The following is a 17,333-nucleotide window of genomic DNA, read 5'->3' on the forward strand; positions in this document are numbered from 1 at the left end:
GTCTGCTTTTCTTTTATTTGATTTCAGTAAGAAGACTTGATGCTTTCTGGCGTGATTTTTCCTCTGGCACCTCTTCTGGATAACCTATATGAAGGATCGCAGCAAACCGTTCGTTTTCCTTTAATCCCATGTCTTGTTGAAAGCCTTTGTCGTATAAAATACGTCCGCTCTTCCATACCATACCGATTCCTTGATCCCACGCAAGCAGCTGAAGATTTTGAATGAGGGCGCTGACAGCGGCAAAATCATCATTTCTCACTACAGGGTTCTCGTCTTCTTTTAGCACGACAAGTAAAAGCGCTGGAACCTTAGAAAAGTATTCTCTGTATTGATTGATTTTTTCTTCTTTTGCATCTGGGTTGTTGCGCTGAAAGAAAGCAATGAAGCGCTCTACAAATGTGGCTTTGGCTTCATCCGTCACCGCATATAAAAAGCGCCACGGCTCCGTGATTTTATGGTTCGGTGCATAGACTGCATCCTCTAATAACGGCTGAAGCTGCTCAATCGTCACCGGTGTGTCTTTGAATTTTCGAATCGATCGTCTATATCTGACAGCGTCTCGAACCGTTAACGCTTCTGTTTGTTGTTTCTTTTCTGGCATATGATATGTCATCCTTTCAATCAACTTAATTGAAATTGATTCTCATTCACATTATAAACGTCATCGCGTGCAGTTGCAAATCAAGTATCCCTCCTCCCCGTCTGCTAAATAGTTGTTTGACTTTTTCAAGTAATGTTACAATCATATTACGTTTTAAACAAATTTTGAGAAAAAAGCCAAGATGATGAAATGATTTTCAAGTATTCCCATTTTGTCTGATCTGGTTTTTTTGTCAAAAGGCTTTCAACCATGATTGGAAGGGAGGCTTCTGGATGGAATGAAAATCAATATTGGACAAATCATTAAACTCTACCGTTATAAACAAAATATGACCCAATCTGAATTGGCAGAAGGAATTTGTTCTGTCTCTCATTTAAGTAAAATTGAAAATGGCTCAAAGGAGGCCAATCAAGATACGATCAATCTGCTGCTTGAACGGCTTGGCATCAGCCAAGAAAAGCTGTCACAAAAGGCGCGTCATCTGCTGTCACTTTTGGATGAGTTTCAAATGAATATGTATTTCTATGCTCTCGATCAGGCTGAACAAAATGCAGAAATGATTATTCAGCACGAGGAGCAGTTCTTTTCGCTCGATTTAGGCATTCAGTATCATTTGTCCTTATTTCAATTTTATTTATTAACGGATAAACAGCCGCTTGCCTTAAAAACACACCGCGTGCTCAAAAAATTCGAAAAAACCTTTATTGAAACGGAAAAAGAAATTTTTGAATATCTTGACGGCATTCATCAAATTAAAATTGGTCAGCTTGAAGATGGGCTGAAAAAGCTTGAAAGCTGCTTTTCCTACGCTTCAGTTGAACAAAGTGATTTGTATTATCACTATGCAAAAGCACTTGGAAACATGGGACAGCTGGGTGATGCGCTTGAAGCGACACATCAAGCGATGGATCTATATAGACAAAAGAACAATTTCAAGCGGATTATTCACTGTACACTTATTCATGGCGTGATCTCACTTGAACTAAAAGCCTATCAAACTGCGAAGAAATATATAAAGGAAGTGATTTTGCACACGTCCCTTCATCCTGATGCCTATATTAAAATGTCCGCTTATTTTTATTACGGGGTGCTCTTAAAACGTGAAGGTGATTTCTCTTCAGCTGTGCCTTATTTACTAGATTCACTCAATTACTTTAATCAAGAACAGATAGAAGATCGTTACTGTGAAACGCTATATGAAATTGCGACACTATATGCTGAATATGACCGCAAAAAAGCACTTCCCTACATACACGAGCTGTTAAAACAGCCTCGTATTCAGCCAAACTGTTTATATATGATCAAAATCTATAAATTGATGATTGAGGAAAACCCTCTTGACTTGAAAACCTATTTGGTCGAAGCAGCCCTTCCTTACTTTGAACACAATGAGCTGCACAATGAATATTTATTTGCTCTTAGAACCTTGCTTACCTACGCAGGTGCTGAGCTTGATGAGCAGGCCTATAAGTCCTACACAAAGAAATTGCTCGATCATTTAACAGTATATCTTCCCTATTACAAAAAAGCATGACCTTCTGCCGATCGAAGGTCATGCTTTTTCTATTTATTAAATGGTCTCTTGTTGATCTGTGTCATGATGGTTCACCCGTTTGACAGAATGAATATACCGTCTTTTTGCAAAGAAATCGTACGCATGCTGTCCAAAGCCAAGCCAAATACTGAGTACGATGAATGGGACCGTTCCCCATAAAGCAGGGATATGGCAGGCCATACGCAGCCAAGTATAAATCCCTGAATTCTTTTGATTTTTGGCTAGGGAAATAGACACAATTCGTTTTTCCGCCTTCTCTTCACTGATTTTATTCAGCCTGAGCAGCTGCGAGTGTCTAAAGGATTCAAAGTGAATCCGATTTTTCCAATCGAGTGATCTTAACACATCAATCGTTTTTGCACATGAAGGGCTTTGTCCGTCATAAAACACAAGCAGCCTCAGTGATTTAATGGAACGCTGTTCTCTTTTTTTCGATTCAGCGAGCTTCTTTTTTTCTTGATCGAGATAAATGATTTTTTTCATAAATTGATCGCCTGTCCTTTTCCATCATTTTTTTAGTTCGTTCAAAGGAGATTACAACTAGATTACTATAGTTGCTGGGCCTCTTGTATTGGGAAAAAGCCAACCGTTGTGCGTTATATGAGCCTTTGGATAAGGGCAAAATCATTGATTTCATAGCATATATGAGGTTTTTCAACTAAAAGTGGTTGGGAAAATCGTGGTGCTTTGCGGTTTTCTGCGGTATTTGATAGAATTCTGCGGTTTTCTACATCTTTATGCGGTGGTTTTGTAGGTAAAACGCAAAAACAAGATAAAAAAAGACTACTTCCCATTGCGGCGAAGTAGTCTTTTGGTTTATATTTTTGCCAAAACTTCTACTATTTCTTTCTCAATATCTTTCCATAAGTAGCGGTCTGTCGTATAGTGATGTGCGGCTTCTTTCGCAAATACTTGAAAAGCTTCTTCATAATCAGGTGCATCCTTGTCCGGTTTTTTCTCGTCGACAAAGCGCTGCGCTTCTGCTGAGCGAGGTCCCCATTTGCCCACTTCATTCCCATCCTGATCAATGATGACGATAATCGGAATCGATCTTGCGGTCCCGTTCGTTAAATACTGATCCATCAGGTCTAGATGCTCATCCCGAATAAAATAGCGCGCATCAATGAGTGCTTCATTTGCAATACGCATGAAAATTGGGACATTGACCATCGCATCTCCGCACCAATCCGCTGTGATGACAAGTGCTCTGAGCTTTTTCTTTTGCAGCTTTTGCAGCAGCTCTTTTTCTTTTTGATGAATTGCATACTGGTTGTACACCGTGAGCAGATTTTCCCGGTTTTTCTCCATGTTGTGTACATATGTACGTTCAGCTAATCCCTTTGTAAACCATTCATTTAATGTCATATGAACATCCCCCTTACCCTTCAACTTTACCACTTTTGCTATTCTTTTGTCTAAAAAAACCTTCACCTAGTGAAAGGTAAAGGTCTTTTGGTTTATGGACGCCGCTTTCGATTTGGGTCCATCCCGATCAGCTTAGTGACAAGCACCATTGTGACAGGCAGTGACGTATTCTTTTTATACGCTAAATATTTCCCGCGCCATTCAGGCTTATATTTCTGTTTAAATGACCGTAAACCGCTGAAGCTGTACATGTATCTGACATTGTTGAAAATAACACTCGCCAAACGCTCCGTGAGAAAGGATTGATGGAACGTCCCCACATTCGATAAAGGTGCCATTCCCATGTTAAACGATTTGTAGCCTCTTTCTTTCGCCCATTGAAACAGGTGGATAAACAGCGCATCCATCATCCCGTTCGGTGCATCATGCATATGACGCATTAAATCGATGGAAATCTCCCCTTCTTGATACATCGGCATCAATGATACAAAGGAAATGATCTGCCCTTCTTCATCCTTTAGAATCGCAATCGGTGCTTTTTGAAGATAGTCTTCTTGAAAATAACCGAGCGAAAATCCTTTTTCTTTTTTCTTTCCGAGCCAGCTGTCAGAGATCTGTTTTAAGGTTGAGATCAACTCATTTGAAAAGGGAGGTTCCAGCATTTCAAAGGTGTAGCCTTCTCGTTCAAATTTATTCGCCACAGCTCGTAAATTTGATTTTTTCTTACCTGACAGAGTAAACGTTTCTAAATCGACCATGGCTTCTTCCCCAAGCTTAAAGAAGTGAAAGCCTAAGTCATGATAAAGAGCCATCCCTTCTCGTTCTACTTGATAAAAAGCGACGCGGTAGCCGGCTTTTTCTGTCTCCTGTAAAAACTCTTCAAGTACAAGCGGATAAGACGCCTCACGTCCAGATGGATCTCCGAGCACAATGACGCAGCGGCCAATTCGCCCAAACTGAAGCATTGCTTCTCCATCACTTGAGAAAAATAGTTTTTTGTCGCCTAAAAAGCCAAGATGACTGAGGGCATTTCCGCCCTTTTCTTCTAAAAACGTTTTTAGTTTTTCCTCATCTGCTTTTTCTCCAATCGGAAATGCTTTCTTATTAAAGATCAATTTACTAATGAAGAAGAAAAGCGGTACACCGATGAGAGCGATCATGCTTGTCATCGTGATATGCCGTTCATTATGCACCAAGTAATCCTTACTCAAGAAATGCCCAATTTTTGTCCAAATAAAGTTGCCAATAACATTATAGTTAAAGAGCACGAATAAATAACCAGCGGCAGCCGTCACAAACTGATACAAGGAATAAGGTGCCTGCTGCTTCACAAATTGATTTCGAAGAGAGAAAAACACAGCCATGATGACTGGCAAAATAAAAATCAGACTGAGGTTAAACCCCTTTAACAAAGTAAACACAAAACCGCCTGCTAAAGAGATCATTGTCAGCACGTACGATCTTTTCGTTCTTTTATACACTTCAATGGACAAAATCATTAGAATGATTCCGAACATTAAAGAAAGACCATTAAATCCCGATAACAGAAAGTGCGGAATGCTGGTAATCACACCTAATCGATCGACTGGAAGCACAACAGACGCCATGATGAGCAAGCCGCTTCCAAAGGTTAAAATCGATAAAGATCCATACAATAATCGGATTAATAAAGCACGGTGCAAAACAATTAAAACGTTCGTTGTTTCAATGGCAGGTGCCATTTTCGGATTGCCTTCAAGACGTCTAAGCGTTGTTCCTGTTAAATCGTAAGCAGCTAGACAAAGCCCTAGGATAAACGGGAAGATCGAGTACACGAAGCGGTACAAGACGAGCGCCGTCAGGACCATCTCTTTATCAAAACCAATGTACTGCATGCTTAGTAAAAAGATGAGGTCAAACGAACCAAATCCTCCCGGAACCATACTGATTAAACCGCCGATTGACGCAATCGCAAATACACCTAAGACAATTCGGACATCGACATTCATCCCCATAGAGACGACAGCCATGTACATGACAAGTCCAGCTGCCAGCCATTCTAAAAACGATGCACCGATATAAGCGTAAATTGGATGCTTCAGTCCATTTTCACCGCTCTCGATCGAGCTTTTTCGAATGGATGCCATGACGATATATATCGGTACAATACAGGCAAAGATAATGACAAATGCCCATAGCCACGGCTCCTGGCTGATAATACTTTCAACTGGAAGCACCCTGACCAAGATCAAATCACTGAAAATAGATAAGCCCAAAAGGACAGAGGAAGTCAAAAGGGCAATGCCTTTCAGCAATTTTTTCGTATCTGTTATGTACTCCTTATAGAGAAGCGTTCTAAGCCCTGCTCCTGATAGACCGCCAAATCCAAGAACACTGTTAAAGGAGTTCGCAATCCAGGAAATGCGTATCGTTTTCCAGCCGCTGATCGGCATATCAAGGCTTTTTCGTAAAATAAAATCATATAAGGACATCGATAAAACCGCGACAAGTCCAAGAAAGACAAGAATAAACAAGTCCATTCGGTTCAAGCTGTCAATAATATAAAACGTCTTTTTAATGGAAAGTCCGCTCAGCTCCTGCTTCGCGACAAAAATTAAGACAAGGATAATGACGATCGGAAAAAGCATTTTTAAGATCGTCATACCCGTTTTTTTGTTCCACATGTTTTCCCCAACTTTCTAGGTTGCTTCATTATTTCAACTGAACATTATTATACAACAAATACCACTTGATTCATGCAGTTTAACATTTAAAAGCTTGACGATCCTTTCAATTAGAAGTAAAAATCAGTAATATAAAGAAAAAGAGCCGCTTAAAGGAAGTGAACAAGCGTGGAATATAATATTCATGACACCACCGTATTAAAAGAAGAGATTCTATCTCCAGAAGAAAAAAAGACATGGGTTCTTTATATGAAAGTACTCACAGCTGCAGGTCTCGGAGATGTTTCTGAATGGATGAAGCTTGATATGAGTATGCCTCAAATGAAGGTGCTCATGCTGCTCAATAACCATGGCTCTCTCAAAGTATCCGAAATCGCTGAAAAAATGGGCGCTTCTTTGTCCAATATGACAGGCCTGCTTGACCGGTTAGAACAGTCTAACTTTGTCGTGCGAAAGCACTCTGAGCGTGACCGGAGAATCATTGTCGTAGAACTGACAGAGGAAGCGAAAAATATTTTCAGAAGTATTTATCAAAAAGGACACGAAAAAATCAAAAATTCCCTGCAGCGGCTCAATGACGAGGAAAAAGAAAAAGTCAATGAAGGCCTTGCTATCCTAGAAAAAGCACTGCGTCCTGAACGCGGCTAAACATGAAAAGGAAAAAAGACGGTCACTTGAGGTCCGTCTTTTTTGTTTCTTCTACTTGTCGATCTGGGGTGTAAAGATTTTTACGAATCACTTCCCTGTCATCCCATAAAAGATAGGCTAAGCCAATGAGGAGAAAAAAGATGCTGATCCACGTACCGCCAGGAATCAGCTGTTCAAGTTCCTCAATCGTTCTTTCTGAGCCTAAGCTGTTACTATAGCGTATCTCAAAAAGAACATATTTCGCTATATAAAACAATGCCGCCATACAGATAAACATGGCGCCGACAATTCTTCTTCCAGACATGCGTTTACTCCTTTAATTCCACTGATTTCTTTTGATTAATTCCGTGATATGGGCAAGGTGATGCTTTGAATGCCAGACGTACATTCCCGTTGCATCATATAAGGACACCGTTTGTTGATCGGCAGGGTGATAATAAGAAGCGTTGAAGTCTTCCTCTGACATTCCCCGCAGTAAAATGACCCACCTGCGATGCAGACTGCTGATCAAAGGCAGGGATAAACTGATGGGCGCCTTGCTGTCAGGAAGTGAGGCAAATCCCTCCTGATCATATGGACGTATGTCCGGTGTATCTTCTGTGAGAGCAAGCTTGAATCGTAAGTATGCATTCAGATGGCTGTCTGCTACGTGGTGAATGAGCTGACGAACAGTCCATCCTCCCGGCCGATAAGGGGTATCAAGCTGCGCATCTGTCAACGGTGCAGTCACTGCTTCATACTCTTCGGGGATTGCAGCCAGCTGATCAATCCATGCTTCAAGCTGTGCTTTCGTTTTTGTTTCAACCGGTTCATATAAGCCAATCGGATACTGTAATGACGTCATACGCTCTCTCCTTTCTCAAATCCTTCAAGCACAAATTTTCCAATCATCTTTCCTTGCTCAAGTGTTTGATGTGCCTGCTTCAAGTTAGCAGCATTGATTGGACTGAGAACCTTTGTTAAGGTATGCGTTATTTTTCCCTGCTCAAATAACTCACTCGCCTCTGTCAAAAGCTCATGCTGTTTGATCATGTCCGCTGTTTCATACATAGGACGTGTGAACATGAATTCCCATACAAATGCCGCACTTTTATTTTTGAGTAATTGAATGTCTAGGTTGTGCTTGTTCTCGACAATGGTACAGATCGTGCCTTGCGGTTTGATGGCTTCTGCCATGCCTTTGAAATGTCCATCTGTATCATTTAAGCATAAAATAAAATCCACTTCGCCGATTCCTTTTTCCTCGAGCTGCGCGAGAAGCGGCTGATGATGATCAATGATATGATCGGCACCTAATGACAGACACCACTCTTTTGTTTCTGGTCTTGATGCGGTAGCGATCACAGTTGCCTTCGCTAATTTAGCTAGTTGAATGGCGATAGACCCAACACCGCCTGCACCACCAATGATCAGCAAGGTTGAGCCTTCAGCATTCCGCTTCATATGCATCCGGTCAAATAAAGCCTCATAAGCCGTAATTGTTGTAAGGGGCATTGCGGCTGCTTCTGCAAAGGATAGATTGGCAGGCTTTTTCGCCACAATACGTTCATCCACAAGTTGATATTCACTATTCGAGCCTTGACGCGTAATATCTCCCGCATAGTATACGTGATCACCTGGCTGAAACAATGTACACGCTTCGCCCACTTCAACAACCGTACCGCTTGCATCATAGCCTAGAATCTTCAGTTTTTCTTCCTTCTGATCCTTCGGTGATCTCACCTTTGTATCAACTGGATTCACGGACACAGCCTCTATCTTCACGAGTACATCTCTGCCAGACGCCTTAGGCTTTTCAACCTCCTGATCCATCAGGCTTTGCTCATGCTCAATCGGCAAATACTCCAATAGTCCAACTGCTTTCACTCGCTCGCACTCCCTTTCTCCATTCTTTCTTTCCACATTTTATCATAATTTTCTGATGTTGATGGCTGGATCAAACGAATGACGGCACATTTATGACCTTTTCAGAGCCTTTCGCTCCCTCGCCATGTATGAAGGACGTGCTTTTTGCAAGAAGGAACATAAGTGAACCAGCTGTTGGATTTAAAAAATAGCTGAACGTAGTAAAACTGGACGTGCTGTAGAAAAACGATGACCAATAGAAAAAGAGTGAATGAGAGTGTAGATAGATCCGCCCTTCCCTTTATCCATTCATTGATCAACAGAATCACAAAACCGAGGATGATGAGCTGTTCAACTCTTTGCACGAACTGGCTAAGGAGCTGCCCGCGTTTTGATAAATCACCAGACTGGTGCTTTCTAATCTTTCTCGATTTGTAGAACCAAATGATACTTTCTGTTATGTTATGAATCATAAAAAGAGCGATGAGGGCCATCAATAAAGGTGACGGGGTATAAAGGACTTGTGCAACGAACGGAAACACTAAAAAATAACAGGCAATCAATGCGTGTCTGACTGATAAGACAAATAGGTCTTTTTCTATAGATGTTTTCATGTGTTTCACCTCCATATGTACTACGTTTCAATTGCCAAAATGTTCCCCTTCGCTATCAAAAAAGGATGCCCCAAGAAGGCATCCTTTTCATGAATCAAACTTAAAAAGCAGCGCTTAGTACGACAGGACCTTGCGGGAGCTTGTTATCCTTTTTCGGTTCAAGTGTAACAGCCACGGTATGCCATGATTCGCTTGCTTCTTTTTCAGATAAAGCATAAGTGACGGTTCCTTCCCCTTTGTGATCTCACCTGCTGGAACCGGCTGATCTCCTTTAATGCCACACTTGATAAACAGCAGATGAATCAAGCGGACCCTTTAAGCCGTCTGCACTCACTACAAGTTCTTTTTCTGAAAAGGAAGTGTGCTCCTCATGAGAATGTAAACACTTTATGACATACAGACCGTTTGGATCACCCATCGTACAAAAGTCAAGAATCCATGTTGTGACCACTCTCTGATCAGCTAATTTTAGCAAACTCTCTCTCCCTCTCAATTCAGTTGAGGTAGAACGCATTCTTTCCTCATGTCATAATAGGGTGTAAATTGGAGAAATTGGAGTGTCCGTATATGATGGTGACGATTGTTCTTTTTTTATTAGCAGGCTTAGCAGAAATTGGCGGCGGCTATTTGGTGTGGCTTTGGCTGCGTGAAGCAAAACCTGTCAGCTTCGGAATCGCCGGTAGCCTCATCTTGGTTGTATATGGCGTCATTCCAACCTTCCAGCAGTTCCCGACTTTCGGACGTGTTTATGCTGCCTATGGCGGTGTTTTTGTCATTCTTGCTGTGTTTTGGGGCTGGTGGGTCGATCGAAAAACACCTGATCTCTATGACTGGATGGGGGCTTTGATCTGTTTAGCTGGAGTCAGTGTGATGTTATTTGCCCCTCGCAGTTAATGGACCCATATAAAAAGTGCTGCCACATACGGGCAGCACTTTGCTATGTTATTTAAATGCTTCAACGAGCTCCAGCTGTTTGCAATTCTTTGTTTTTCTCTTTAAAGCGTTCGTTATGAGAGGAAACGTATGCCACTTTTTCAGCTTCTGGTTCGATGTAAAGCTTTGCGCTATTCAGTGCATTGACTCCATCAACAAACGTGCCGGCAATTAAGCGGACCTTGCTTTTATGTGTACACAAGTCGCCTACCGCATAGACGCCCGGTAAATTGGTTTCCATTTTTTCATTAACCTCGATCAGTCCCCATTCACCTTGCTTGAGACCCCATTCTGATAGCACGCTTAAATCGCCTTTCATCCCGTGATTAACGATCACAGCATCTGTTTCGATTCGTTCTTTTTCACCTGTCTCTATGTTTTGAATGGTGACGGCATCAATTTTGTCACCTTGACCATGCAGCTCTGTTAGTTCATGCGGGGTTAAAATTCGTTTGCAAGTTGCCTTCATATTGGCGACGTTTTTCTCATGTCCGCCAAACATGTCACGGCGATGCACAACGGCGACACTTTCAGCAATTGGAGCAAGGGCATTGGCCCAGTCAACCGCTGAATCGCCGCCTCCAGAAATCACAACCCGCTTCCCTGCAAATGTCTTGAGCTCCTGGACAGTGTAATAAAGGTTTGTCACTTCATAGCGGTCTGCATGCTCAATTTCAAGTTTCCGCTGAACTGGAATGCCGTGACCCATCGCTAATATGAGGGTCTTTGTCAAATGACGATCACCATTTTCAGCCGTCAGCAGGATATGATTATGTTCATCTCGCTCGAATGACGTGATTTTTTGATTCAGTGCAATCTCTGGTTCAAATGTTTTCGCCTGTGTTTCCAGCTGCTGTATCAGCTGTTCTCCTCTTGTTGGCGGCAAACCGCCGACATCCCAAATGACCTTTTCAGGATACAGAAGGATTTTCCCGCCAAGGCTTTCGTTGTACTCAAGTACCTTCGTCTTTAAGTCCCGCATCCCACTATAAAAGGCGGTGTACATGCCTGCTGGCCCGCCGCCAATAATGGTGACGTCAAACAATTCAAGCTGATCTGTCATTTGAGTCCCTCCAGTTTCCCATCGAATGATCTATTTATCAGTGATATTGATTCTCATTATCATATGTATCTATTGTAGTCTACTCTATTGAAGGGAATCAATAGCTTTCTGCAAAAAAGAACAGGACGAGCACTCACTCGTCCTGTCATTTATCACACGATGGTTAAACCAAGGTCTTTTAATTCAAGAGAAACAAGTCTTGCAATCGCATCTGCACCTTCTTTTGTAAAGTGCGTGCGATCCTCAATTCCTGTTGACAGCATAAAGTAAGAGGTCGTTTTCTCTATGCCGGAAATTTGATAAAACTGAAGACTTGCGGTATTTAAATCGACGAGAAGAACTTCTTCTTCATCGGCTAATTCTTTCATAGCGGCACAGTAATCAGGAAAATCATTGATATATTCTCCGTCTTTTTCATGAAAACGGCCGACTGGGGTGAGTAAAAGTGGTGTTGCCCCTTTTGCTCTTGCTCCATGAATATATTGAGACAGGTAGCTTTTATACGTCGTGAAAGGATCTGTATGGCGCTCAGGCTTCTCCTTGGAAGCATCATTGTGCCCCATTTGTGTGAAAAGCCAGTCTCCTGGCTGAATGTCAGCCAATATGTCATCAAGGCGTCCTTCTTCAATGAATGTTTTTGAGCTTCTTCCACCAATGGCACGATTCTCGACGTGAACGCCGTGCGCTGTATAGCGGTGTAAAAACTCTCCCCATCCTCCTTGAACAGGACGATCTGGATAAGATGAAACGGTCGAATCACCAGCTAAATAGATGGTTGTCATTGTCATGTTCATACGCCTCCCTTTTTCATTGAGCCACTTCACCCGAGCGATACGGGCATCCTAGTGGCTGCTGAAAAGATATGAAACAATCAGCATCGCTATTTCAATTATTCTCTTTTTAATGATCAAAACCCTGCTTACCGGTAGATGTGAATGTGTTAAATATGCGGCGGAAGTTCTATTTTTGATTCTACTGCTTGATGTAACGCCTGAAGCATATAGCCAATTCCTTTATATGGAGCCAGCGGGTAATTCGCTTTTTGATGAGGATGTAATAAAGGGTCGATCACTTTTCGATATTTCTTCCCACCTAGTACCACCAGTTCATCATATGCGAAAAGATTTTTTTGATGAAATTGTCGGCTCAGTTCTTCTCGTGTGATCTGTTTAGCATGCGGTATACCAAAAGCCACATCATAATTTTCATGTATGATATCATCTGCCTTTAAGAATCCGTGCTTCGCTGATAAGATCATCCAGTCTGAAAAGAACGTTTGAGCATAGCTTTTCGTACGCTGATGCAGGGGACTTAAATAAACAAGGTTCGCTGGCTGGCTTCCTGCCTCTGGATCGACGTCCCAAATTTTCTTCGCGCCACATGGAATGATACAAACTCGCTTCACTCAGGTTTTCTCCTTCCTTTTTCGATAGATCTGATACATGATACAGCCTAGCGCTGTGCCAAGTGTATTTAAAAGAATATCATCAATATCGCTGCTTCTTGTAATGATACCAGATTGCGAGAACATCCATTGGAGCACTTCGATCATTGTTGACAGGAGAAAGCCGCCAAGAACCGCCTTTTGCCAGCGCATGGTTCGAAAGGCTTGATAAAGAAAAAAACCGAGTGGGACAAATAACAATATGTTCCCTGCTAAATTTAAAAAGACGAGATTGGGATAGCCGTGATGGTAAGCGTGAAGATTTTGATAAATGGACTGCAAAGGCATGAGATTCACACTCACCTGATCCCTTGGGGCGGAAAAACGATTTGGAAAGACCGTCAAATATAATAAAACATTCGTATAAATAAACAGACAGGCAAGGATCAATTCTGTTCGTAAATAGATAAAACGCTGTTGCTTTTTTGCCTGTCTGTATCTCATATGTAAATAGAGCGGGACGAGCAGGAGAAAATAAGCAATGGAAAACATAGCACTGGATGTCATACAGAGAGCTGCCCCTTTCTCACATGATGATGCTTGACCATATTTACAGCTTATTCAGGCTTGCCCGCATCTATTCATCACTTATTCTCACATTCAATGAAGAGAAAACCATATTGACAAATCGTCATTTTCTCGCTAAACTGAATGACATTCAGTCATTTAAGGTCGGTGATGATATGTCGAAACGAGAAAAGATTATGCTTGCTGCGATTGATGCGTTTAAAGAAAAAGGCATTGAAAAGACGACCATTTCGGATATTGTGAAAGCAGCAGGAGTAGCGCAAGGAACGTTTTATTTATATTTTCCTTCAAAGCTTTCCGTCATGCCTGCCATCGCTGAACATCTGATCGCTCAAATGGTGCCTGCGATCGAAAAGGAATTCACTCAGCATGCAGATGTCCTCGATCAAGCAGATGCGCTTGTTGAATTCATTTTCGCTTTTACAAGGCAATACCGTGATGTCCTTGCCCTGACCTACTCAGGCTTAGCCGCCACCGAGCATTTAAAGGAATGGGAAGATATTTATGAGCCGATTTACAAATGGGTCGCTGCTTTTCTAGAAAAGGCAAAGCAGGACAAACGAGTCCGTGCGAATTTGAACTGTCATTACGCGGCGAAATTCATTATTGGTTTACTCGAATCGTCTGCTGAACAAATGTACTTATTTACGGAAACAGATACAGAAGAGGTTCTGATTCAAAAGCGAGAGGTGAAGCAATTTCTTCTTTACGCACTTGGCATAGAGACACCTTAACTTAGTACAGCACTTGCTGTACGCTCTTTTTTGGCTTTAAAATGACGAATCGTCAGTTTTGAGTTTTAGGAGGAAATACAATGAAAAAAAGCTGGATGTATGTTGCACTCACTTGTTTATTCGAATTACTTTGGGTGTTTGGTTTAAATAGAGCAGATGCATTGTGGGAGTGGGCCATCATTATCTGCCTGATCCCGGTTGATTTTTATTTTTTAATGAAGGCCTGTGAAAAGCTGCCGACAGGAACCGTGTACGCCGTGTTTGCCGGTGTTGGAACGATTGGGACATCTTTGATGGATTATGCGCTGTTTGGCGGTTCATTTTCATTAGAAAAGCTCTTATTTATGGGTATTTTAATTCTCGGAATTATTGGACTGAAAGTGTCTGATGGAGATGCACATGAGCAGAAAGGAGAAGCGGTATAACATGGGCTGGTTTTTTGTACTGTTAGCCTCTGCCTGCGAAATCGGCGGGACCATTGGCCTCAATATGTTTAGTAAGAAAAAACAAATCACGACAGGCATTTTATTTGTCGGCGGGTTTGCGTTATCCTTTTTGTTTTTATACGCCTCGTTTTCTTCCGTTCAAGTATCCGTCGCTTATACGGTCTGGATCGGGCTTGGAACGGCGGGCTCTGTCTTGTTTAATATGATTTTATTTAAAGAGCCGAAAAACTTGATTCGTATACTCAGCCTGCTGCTGATTGTGATTGGTGTGGTTGGGCTGAAGTTGTTTGCGTAATAGAAAAAGCAATGGAATTGATTTTCCATTTAATATTCATCAAAAAAGCTGCTGAGGAGCTCTCAAGCAGCTTTTTGCTTCTGTATTAATGAAACGCTATTTGTTCATTCATCAAATCAATGGCGTAAAGCGATTGCTCATATTCATCTAATAGAAGGTAGACTTTGAGCGGTGCAGCGGTTTGATCTGTCTGCTGCGTGAATAGGACACAAGTGAATTTTTCGATTCCTTCTGGCAGCTTGCTTTTCAGAAAAGGATGAAGAATAGGAGAGATTCGAAGGGTATCAACATCTTGCAACCAAAGCTCATCTTGTAACGCAGGATAATGGTCAACCAAAAACTGACGAAACACTTCCAATGTACTCAAGTTAGATATCCTCACTTTCTTCTATTTATAACTTTAAGCTTACCTAAAACAAACATGTTCAACTCATCCTATGATCTCAGTCCGCGTAGTTTCGCTTACTACTAGAGACATGATTTCATTTTTTCTACTAAAAGATTTGTAGATCAACTTTACTGCAATGGGTTTTCAATATGTATGACGTTTACTATATGAAATACGAATTCCAACCGATGGACCTATGATCATATTCTTATCTGTTTCTTTCGTGATGAAACGACAACTTCCTTCTACAAAATTCCATTTTTATTCTAAAAAGAGGAAAATGGGACAAAAAAGAACAGCTACTCACTGTTCTTTTAGAAGTTATGAAAGGTCTGTCAAAGAGAAAACTTCGCCGCTCACTGCATCAACGCCATCATGACAGTCAAGCTTGCCGCATAAAATATATTGTTTTTGCACATCGTCATAGACGTAGATGGGTGTAAGTTCGAGGCGTTCTCTCAATGTTTCAAAGGCTTCTTTCTGAGATATGGTGATTTCACTAGCTGTTTGAGATGGATTGAGTATCCCGCATACTTGAAACATCTCTTTTTTATCTATGTAATTAATGGCTTCAAAAGTGCTGGGATCAATGAAGACCTTGATCTTATCCATAAATCCACAGCCTTCTTGCTCATTCGTTTTTAATATCGCTTCGATATAGCCATGATCACGGTGGAGTGTTTTAAGCACCCACTTCCCTGTATCCTTTGAATATTTTTGCGCCAAAAAGGTGCGAACCGCTTTGATACACTCAGCTTGCTCTTCTTTTGAGATCGGGAATGTATCTGGTGAAGGCTCCAGTGAGAAGGCTTGTTCAGCAGTAATGTCCTCGTTTATATTGATTTCCTTTTTTTCAAAGGATTTGTTTAACGGTTCATTCCACTCCATGACCTGATTCATGTCTATACAATGTGTTTCTTCACGCCCAATTTCAAATGGTATCGTTCCCGTTCCATCGTTCTTGACATAAATTTCTTCTAACGCATATATAGGGCGGATTCGATTCTGCTCGAAGGATGGCCAATCAAATCGCTGCACTTGCTGCTGAGCTAAATCCTCGATCCTATCAATGGAAAGCACATATTCTTCAGCTCTTAGTCGTTTTTTTGCCATAAATGGCCCTCGATGTGTAAAGTGAATGAGCTGCCCATGTTCATCCCATTTCACCTCGATTCTACCTGAAGGCGTCACTTTCACACCATCAATTGCTTCTTCGAAAAAAAGTTCCCCTTTCTCCTTTTGATGCAAGTGAAAATGCTCACCATCAATCAACCCTGTTTCTTGTTCAATCCATTGAATGGCATGAGCTGGATAAGGCCTCTTAAATGTGACACCATTCTTCGCGAAGGTTTTATCCATGACAAAAATGACCGTTTCAATCTGGCCTGTATTCAAATTCACATCAATCACAGCTGTGCCGTCCGGGTTTAGATCATCGTCCTCGGGTTCAGCTTCATGAGAGGGAAACCATTCCATATTCAATGTATAAACCGTTTCATTGAACATATTGACGTAGCGATGAAAACTGTGTCTTTTTAGATAGTAAAAATCTAAGCCAAATTTCGCCTTTGTCTGATCGATCAGTTGTTGTATGTTTGCATTCATTTGTTTCACCTCAAAATTCAGTTTTATGGAAGAAAAAAGATGACGATAAAGCCGAATATGACGATCGCTGATAATATTCCTAAAGCCATTGCCAGCATATTTGATTCCTTTGTAAAGCCTTTTAATCCATGCGCTTCCGTCGATCGGTCGATTTTTCTAAAGCGAAAAAGCATGCTTATATTGATAAGGGCTAGAGCCATAACAAATAAGAAAATGAGAAACTTAGGTTCTATATGAAAGAAAGGATCTTGTAACGTTTGAAAACTAAATGATTGGAAGAACATAAGCGCGCTCAATATCAATTTCCAAATGTTCTCCATTCTCTGTTCCTTCTCCCACTCTTTCCCCAATTTCTCTTTTTCATAAATGGCTACCTGCTCAAAAATGGGAATGAAAGACTTTGTTGATCCTTTTTTGATCAAGCCGTAAATGCCTTGAAGGAACATGAAGATTCCTAAACAAAGAAAGAAATATGTAAATTGAATCTCAACTTTTTGAATCAAAATAAAAAAAATCAAGATCATCACGCCGAATAGTAAATTAGAGATAACTACTTGTTTTGTCCTCATCTTTTTCAGTGCAGCTTGTTCCATGTAATACTCCTCT

The 17,333-nt window shown here is 41.3% G+C and carries 22 protein-coding genes; 6 read left to right on the forward strand and 16 right to left on the reverse strand.

Going from position 1 to position 17,333, the window contains the following annotated elements; all coding sequences use genetic code 11:
- Window positions 1-13: 13 nt before the first annotated feature.
- The gene (locus AWT60_RS18070; RefSeq protein ID WP_218677582.1) at window positions 14-601 is read right to left on the reverse strand and encodes a nitroreductase family protein; all 588 of its coding nucleotides are present in this window, start codon (window positions 599-601) and stop codon (window positions 14-16) included.
- A 277-nt stretch (window positions 602-878) separates the two neighbouring features.
- Between AWT60_RS18070 and AWT60_RS18075 the strand changes: the two genes are divergently transcribed.
- Entirely contained in the window at window positions 879-2,135 is a 1,257-nt protein-coding gene (locus AWT60_RS18075) for a transcriptional regulator (protein WP_218677583.1), read from the forward strand.
- Between the two features lie 36 nt (window positions 2,136-2,171).
- Here the strand turns inward: AWT60_RS18075 and AWT60_RS18080 are convergent, their stop codons facing one another.
- The 3 genes from AWT60_RS18080 to mprF form a co-directional block, all read right to left on the reverse strand.
- Entirely contained in the window at window positions 2,172-2,639 is a 468-nt protein-coding gene (locus AWT60_RS18080) for a thiol-disulfide oxidoreductase DCC family protein (RefSeq protein ID WP_218677584.1), read from the reverse strand.
- Window positions 2,640-2,972: 333 nt separating this feature from the next.
- Entirely contained in the window at window positions 2,973-3,521 is a 549-nt protein-coding gene (locus AWT60_RS18085) for a thioredoxin family protein (protein ID WP_024425227.1), read from the reverse strand.
- A 92-nt stretch (window positions 3,522-3,613) separates the two neighbouring features.
- Window positions 3,614-6,184: a bifunctional lysylphosphatidylglycerol flippase/synthetase MprF gene (gene mprF, locus AWT60_RS18090; RefSeq protein WP_041106351.1), complete on the reverse strand. Its 2,571-nt coding sequence runs from the start codon at window positions 6,182-6,184 to the stop codon at window positions 3,614-3,616.
- Between the two features lie 168 nt (window positions 6,185-6,352).
- On the opposite strand from mprF, the gene AWT60_RS18095 reads away from it, so the two are divergent.
- Window positions 6,353-6,832, forward strand: coding sequence for a MarR family transcriptional regulator (locus AWT60_RS18095; protein ID WP_024425228.1), 480 nt, complete (start codon window positions 6,353-6,355; stop codon window positions 6,830-6,832).
- Between the two features lie 22 nt (window positions 6,833-6,854).
- Here AWT60_RS18095 and AWT60_RS18100 read toward each other — a convergent pair whose 3' ends face one another.
- From AWT60_RS18100 to AWT60_RS18610, 5 genes are all read right to left on the reverse strand, one after another.
- Window positions 6,855-7,136: a hypothetical protein gene (locus AWT60_RS18100; protein WP_202739277.1), complete on the reverse strand. Its 282-nt coding sequence runs from the start codon at window positions 7,134-7,136 to the stop codon at window positions 6,855-6,857.
- Window positions 7,137-7,148: 12 nt separating this feature from the next.
- Complete coding sequence (locus tag AWT60_RS18105; RefSeq protein WP_075622587.1) at window positions 7,149-7,676, reverse strand: YfiT family bacillithiol transferase; 528 nt, start codon at window positions 7,674-7,676, stop codon at window positions 7,149-7,151.
- The gene (locus AWT60_RS18110; protein WP_076839073.1) at window positions 7,673-8,698 is read right to left on the reverse strand and encodes a zinc-binding alcohol dehydrogenase family protein; all 1,026 of its coding nucleotides are present in this window, start codon (window positions 8,696-8,698) and stop codon (window positions 7,673-7,675) included. The genes AWT60_RS18105 and AWT60_RS18110 overlap by 4 nt, the downstream gene beginning before the upstream one ends.
- Before the next feature lie 101 nt (window positions 8,699-8,799).
- On the reverse strand, window positions 8,800-9,291 hold the full coding sequence (locus tag AWT60_RS18115; protein ID WP_256928564.1) for a hypothetical protein: 492 nt from the start codon (window positions 9,289-9,291) through the stop codon (window positions 8,800-8,802).
- A gap of 271 nt (window positions 9,292-9,562) precedes the next feature.
- A complete protein-coding gene (locus AWT60_RS18610; protein ID WP_256928565.1) occupies window positions 9,563-9,766 on the reverse strand; it encodes a hypothetical protein in 204 nt (67 codons plus the stop codon).
- A 92-nt stretch (window positions 9,767-9,858) separates the two neighbouring features.
- Here AWT60_RS18610 and AWT60_RS18125 point away from each other — a divergent pair, with 92 nt between their 5' ends.
- Window positions 9,859-10,185 (forward strand): YnfA family protein, encoded by a 327-nt coding sequence (locus AWT60_RS18125; RefSeq protein ID WP_218677585.1) that lies wholly within the window; start codon window positions 9,859-9,861, stop codon window positions 10,183-10,185.
- Window positions 10,186-10,246: 61 nt separating this feature from the next.
- Here AWT60_RS18125 and AWT60_RS18130 read toward each other — a convergent pair whose 3' ends face one another.
- From AWT60_RS18130 to AWT60_RS18145, 4 genes are all read right to left on the reverse strand, one after another.
- Complete coding sequence (locus AWT60_RS18130) at window positions 10,247-11,287, reverse strand: NAD(P)/FAD-dependent oxidoreductase (protein WP_218677586.1); 1,041 nt, start codon at window positions 11,285-11,287, stop codon at window positions 10,247-10,249.
- A gap of 152 nt (window positions 11,288-11,439) precedes the next feature.
- A complete protein-coding gene (locus AWT60_RS18135) occupies window positions 11,440-12,069 on the reverse strand; it encodes a rhamnogalacturonan acetylesterase (protein ID WP_041087393.1) in 630 nt (209 codons plus the stop codon).
- Window positions 12,070-12,227: 158 nt separating this feature from the next.
- Complete coding sequence (locus AWT60_RS18140; RefSeq protein WP_039177212.1) at window positions 12,228-12,692, reverse strand: DUF6884 domain-containing protein; 465 nt, start codon at window positions 12,690-12,692, stop codon at window positions 12,228-12,230.
- Entirely contained in the window at window positions 12,693-13,238 is a 546-nt protein-coding gene (locus tag AWT60_RS18145) for a VanZ family protein (RefSeq protein WP_073978543.1), read from the reverse strand. It abuts the gene before it with no gap.
- 176 nt (window positions 13,239-13,414) lie between these two features.
- On the opposite strand from AWT60_RS18145, the gene AWT60_RS18150 reads away from it, so the two are divergent.
- From AWT60_RS18150 to AWT60_RS18160, 3 genes are all read left to right on the forward strand, one after another.
- Window positions 13,415-13,993, forward strand: a complete 579-nt coding sequence (locus AWT60_RS18150; RefSeq protein WP_039183028.1) for a TetR/AcrR family transcriptional regulator — start codon at window positions 13,415-13,417, stop codon at window positions 13,991-13,993.
- 80 nt (window positions 13,994-14,073) lie between these two features.
- Window positions 14,074-14,418, forward strand: coding sequence for a DMT family transporter (locus AWT60_RS18155; protein WP_024425239.1), 345 nt, complete (start codon window positions 14,074-14,076; stop codon window positions 14,416-14,418).
- Window position 14,419: 1 nt separating this feature from the next.
- Window positions 14,420-14,734, forward strand: a complete 315-nt coding sequence (locus AWT60_RS18160) for a DMT family transporter (protein WP_073978546.1) — start codon at window positions 14,420-14,422, stop codon at window positions 14,732-14,734.
- A gap of 85 nt (window positions 14,735-14,819) precedes the next feature.
- Here AWT60_RS18160 and AWT60_RS18165 read toward each other — a convergent pair whose 3' ends face one another.
- The 3 genes from AWT60_RS18165 to AWT60_RS18175 all read right to left on the reverse strand — a co-directional run bounded on the left by AWT60_RS18165 (window position 14,820) and on the right by AWT60_RS18175 (window position 17,320).
- On the reverse strand, window positions 14,820-15,101 hold the full coding sequence (locus AWT60_RS18165; protein ID WP_041087297.1) for a hypothetical protein: 282 nt from the start codon (window positions 15,099-15,101) through the stop codon (window positions 14,820-14,822).
- Between the two features lie 342 nt (window positions 15,102-15,443).
- On the reverse strand, window positions 15,444-16,727 hold the full coding sequence (locus AWT60_RS18170; RefSeq protein WP_041087295.1) for a hypothetical protein: 1,284 nt from the start codon (window positions 16,725-16,727) through the stop codon (window positions 15,444-15,446).
- Between the two features lie 23 nt (window positions 16,728-16,750).
- Window positions 16,751-17,320 carry a hypothetical protein gene (locus AWT60_RS18175; protein ID WP_218677587.1) on the reverse strand — a complete coding sequence of 190 codons (570 nt, stop codon included), beginning with the start codon at window positions 17,318-17,320 and terminating at the stop codon, window positions 16,751-16,753.
- Window positions 17,321-17,333 lie beyond the last annotated feature (13 nt).

The sequence above is a fragment of the Bacillus sp. F2HM genome (assembly GCF_019266135.1).
GTDB lineage: Bacteria > Bacillota > Bacilli > Bacillales > Bacillaceae > Bacillus > Bacillus safensis.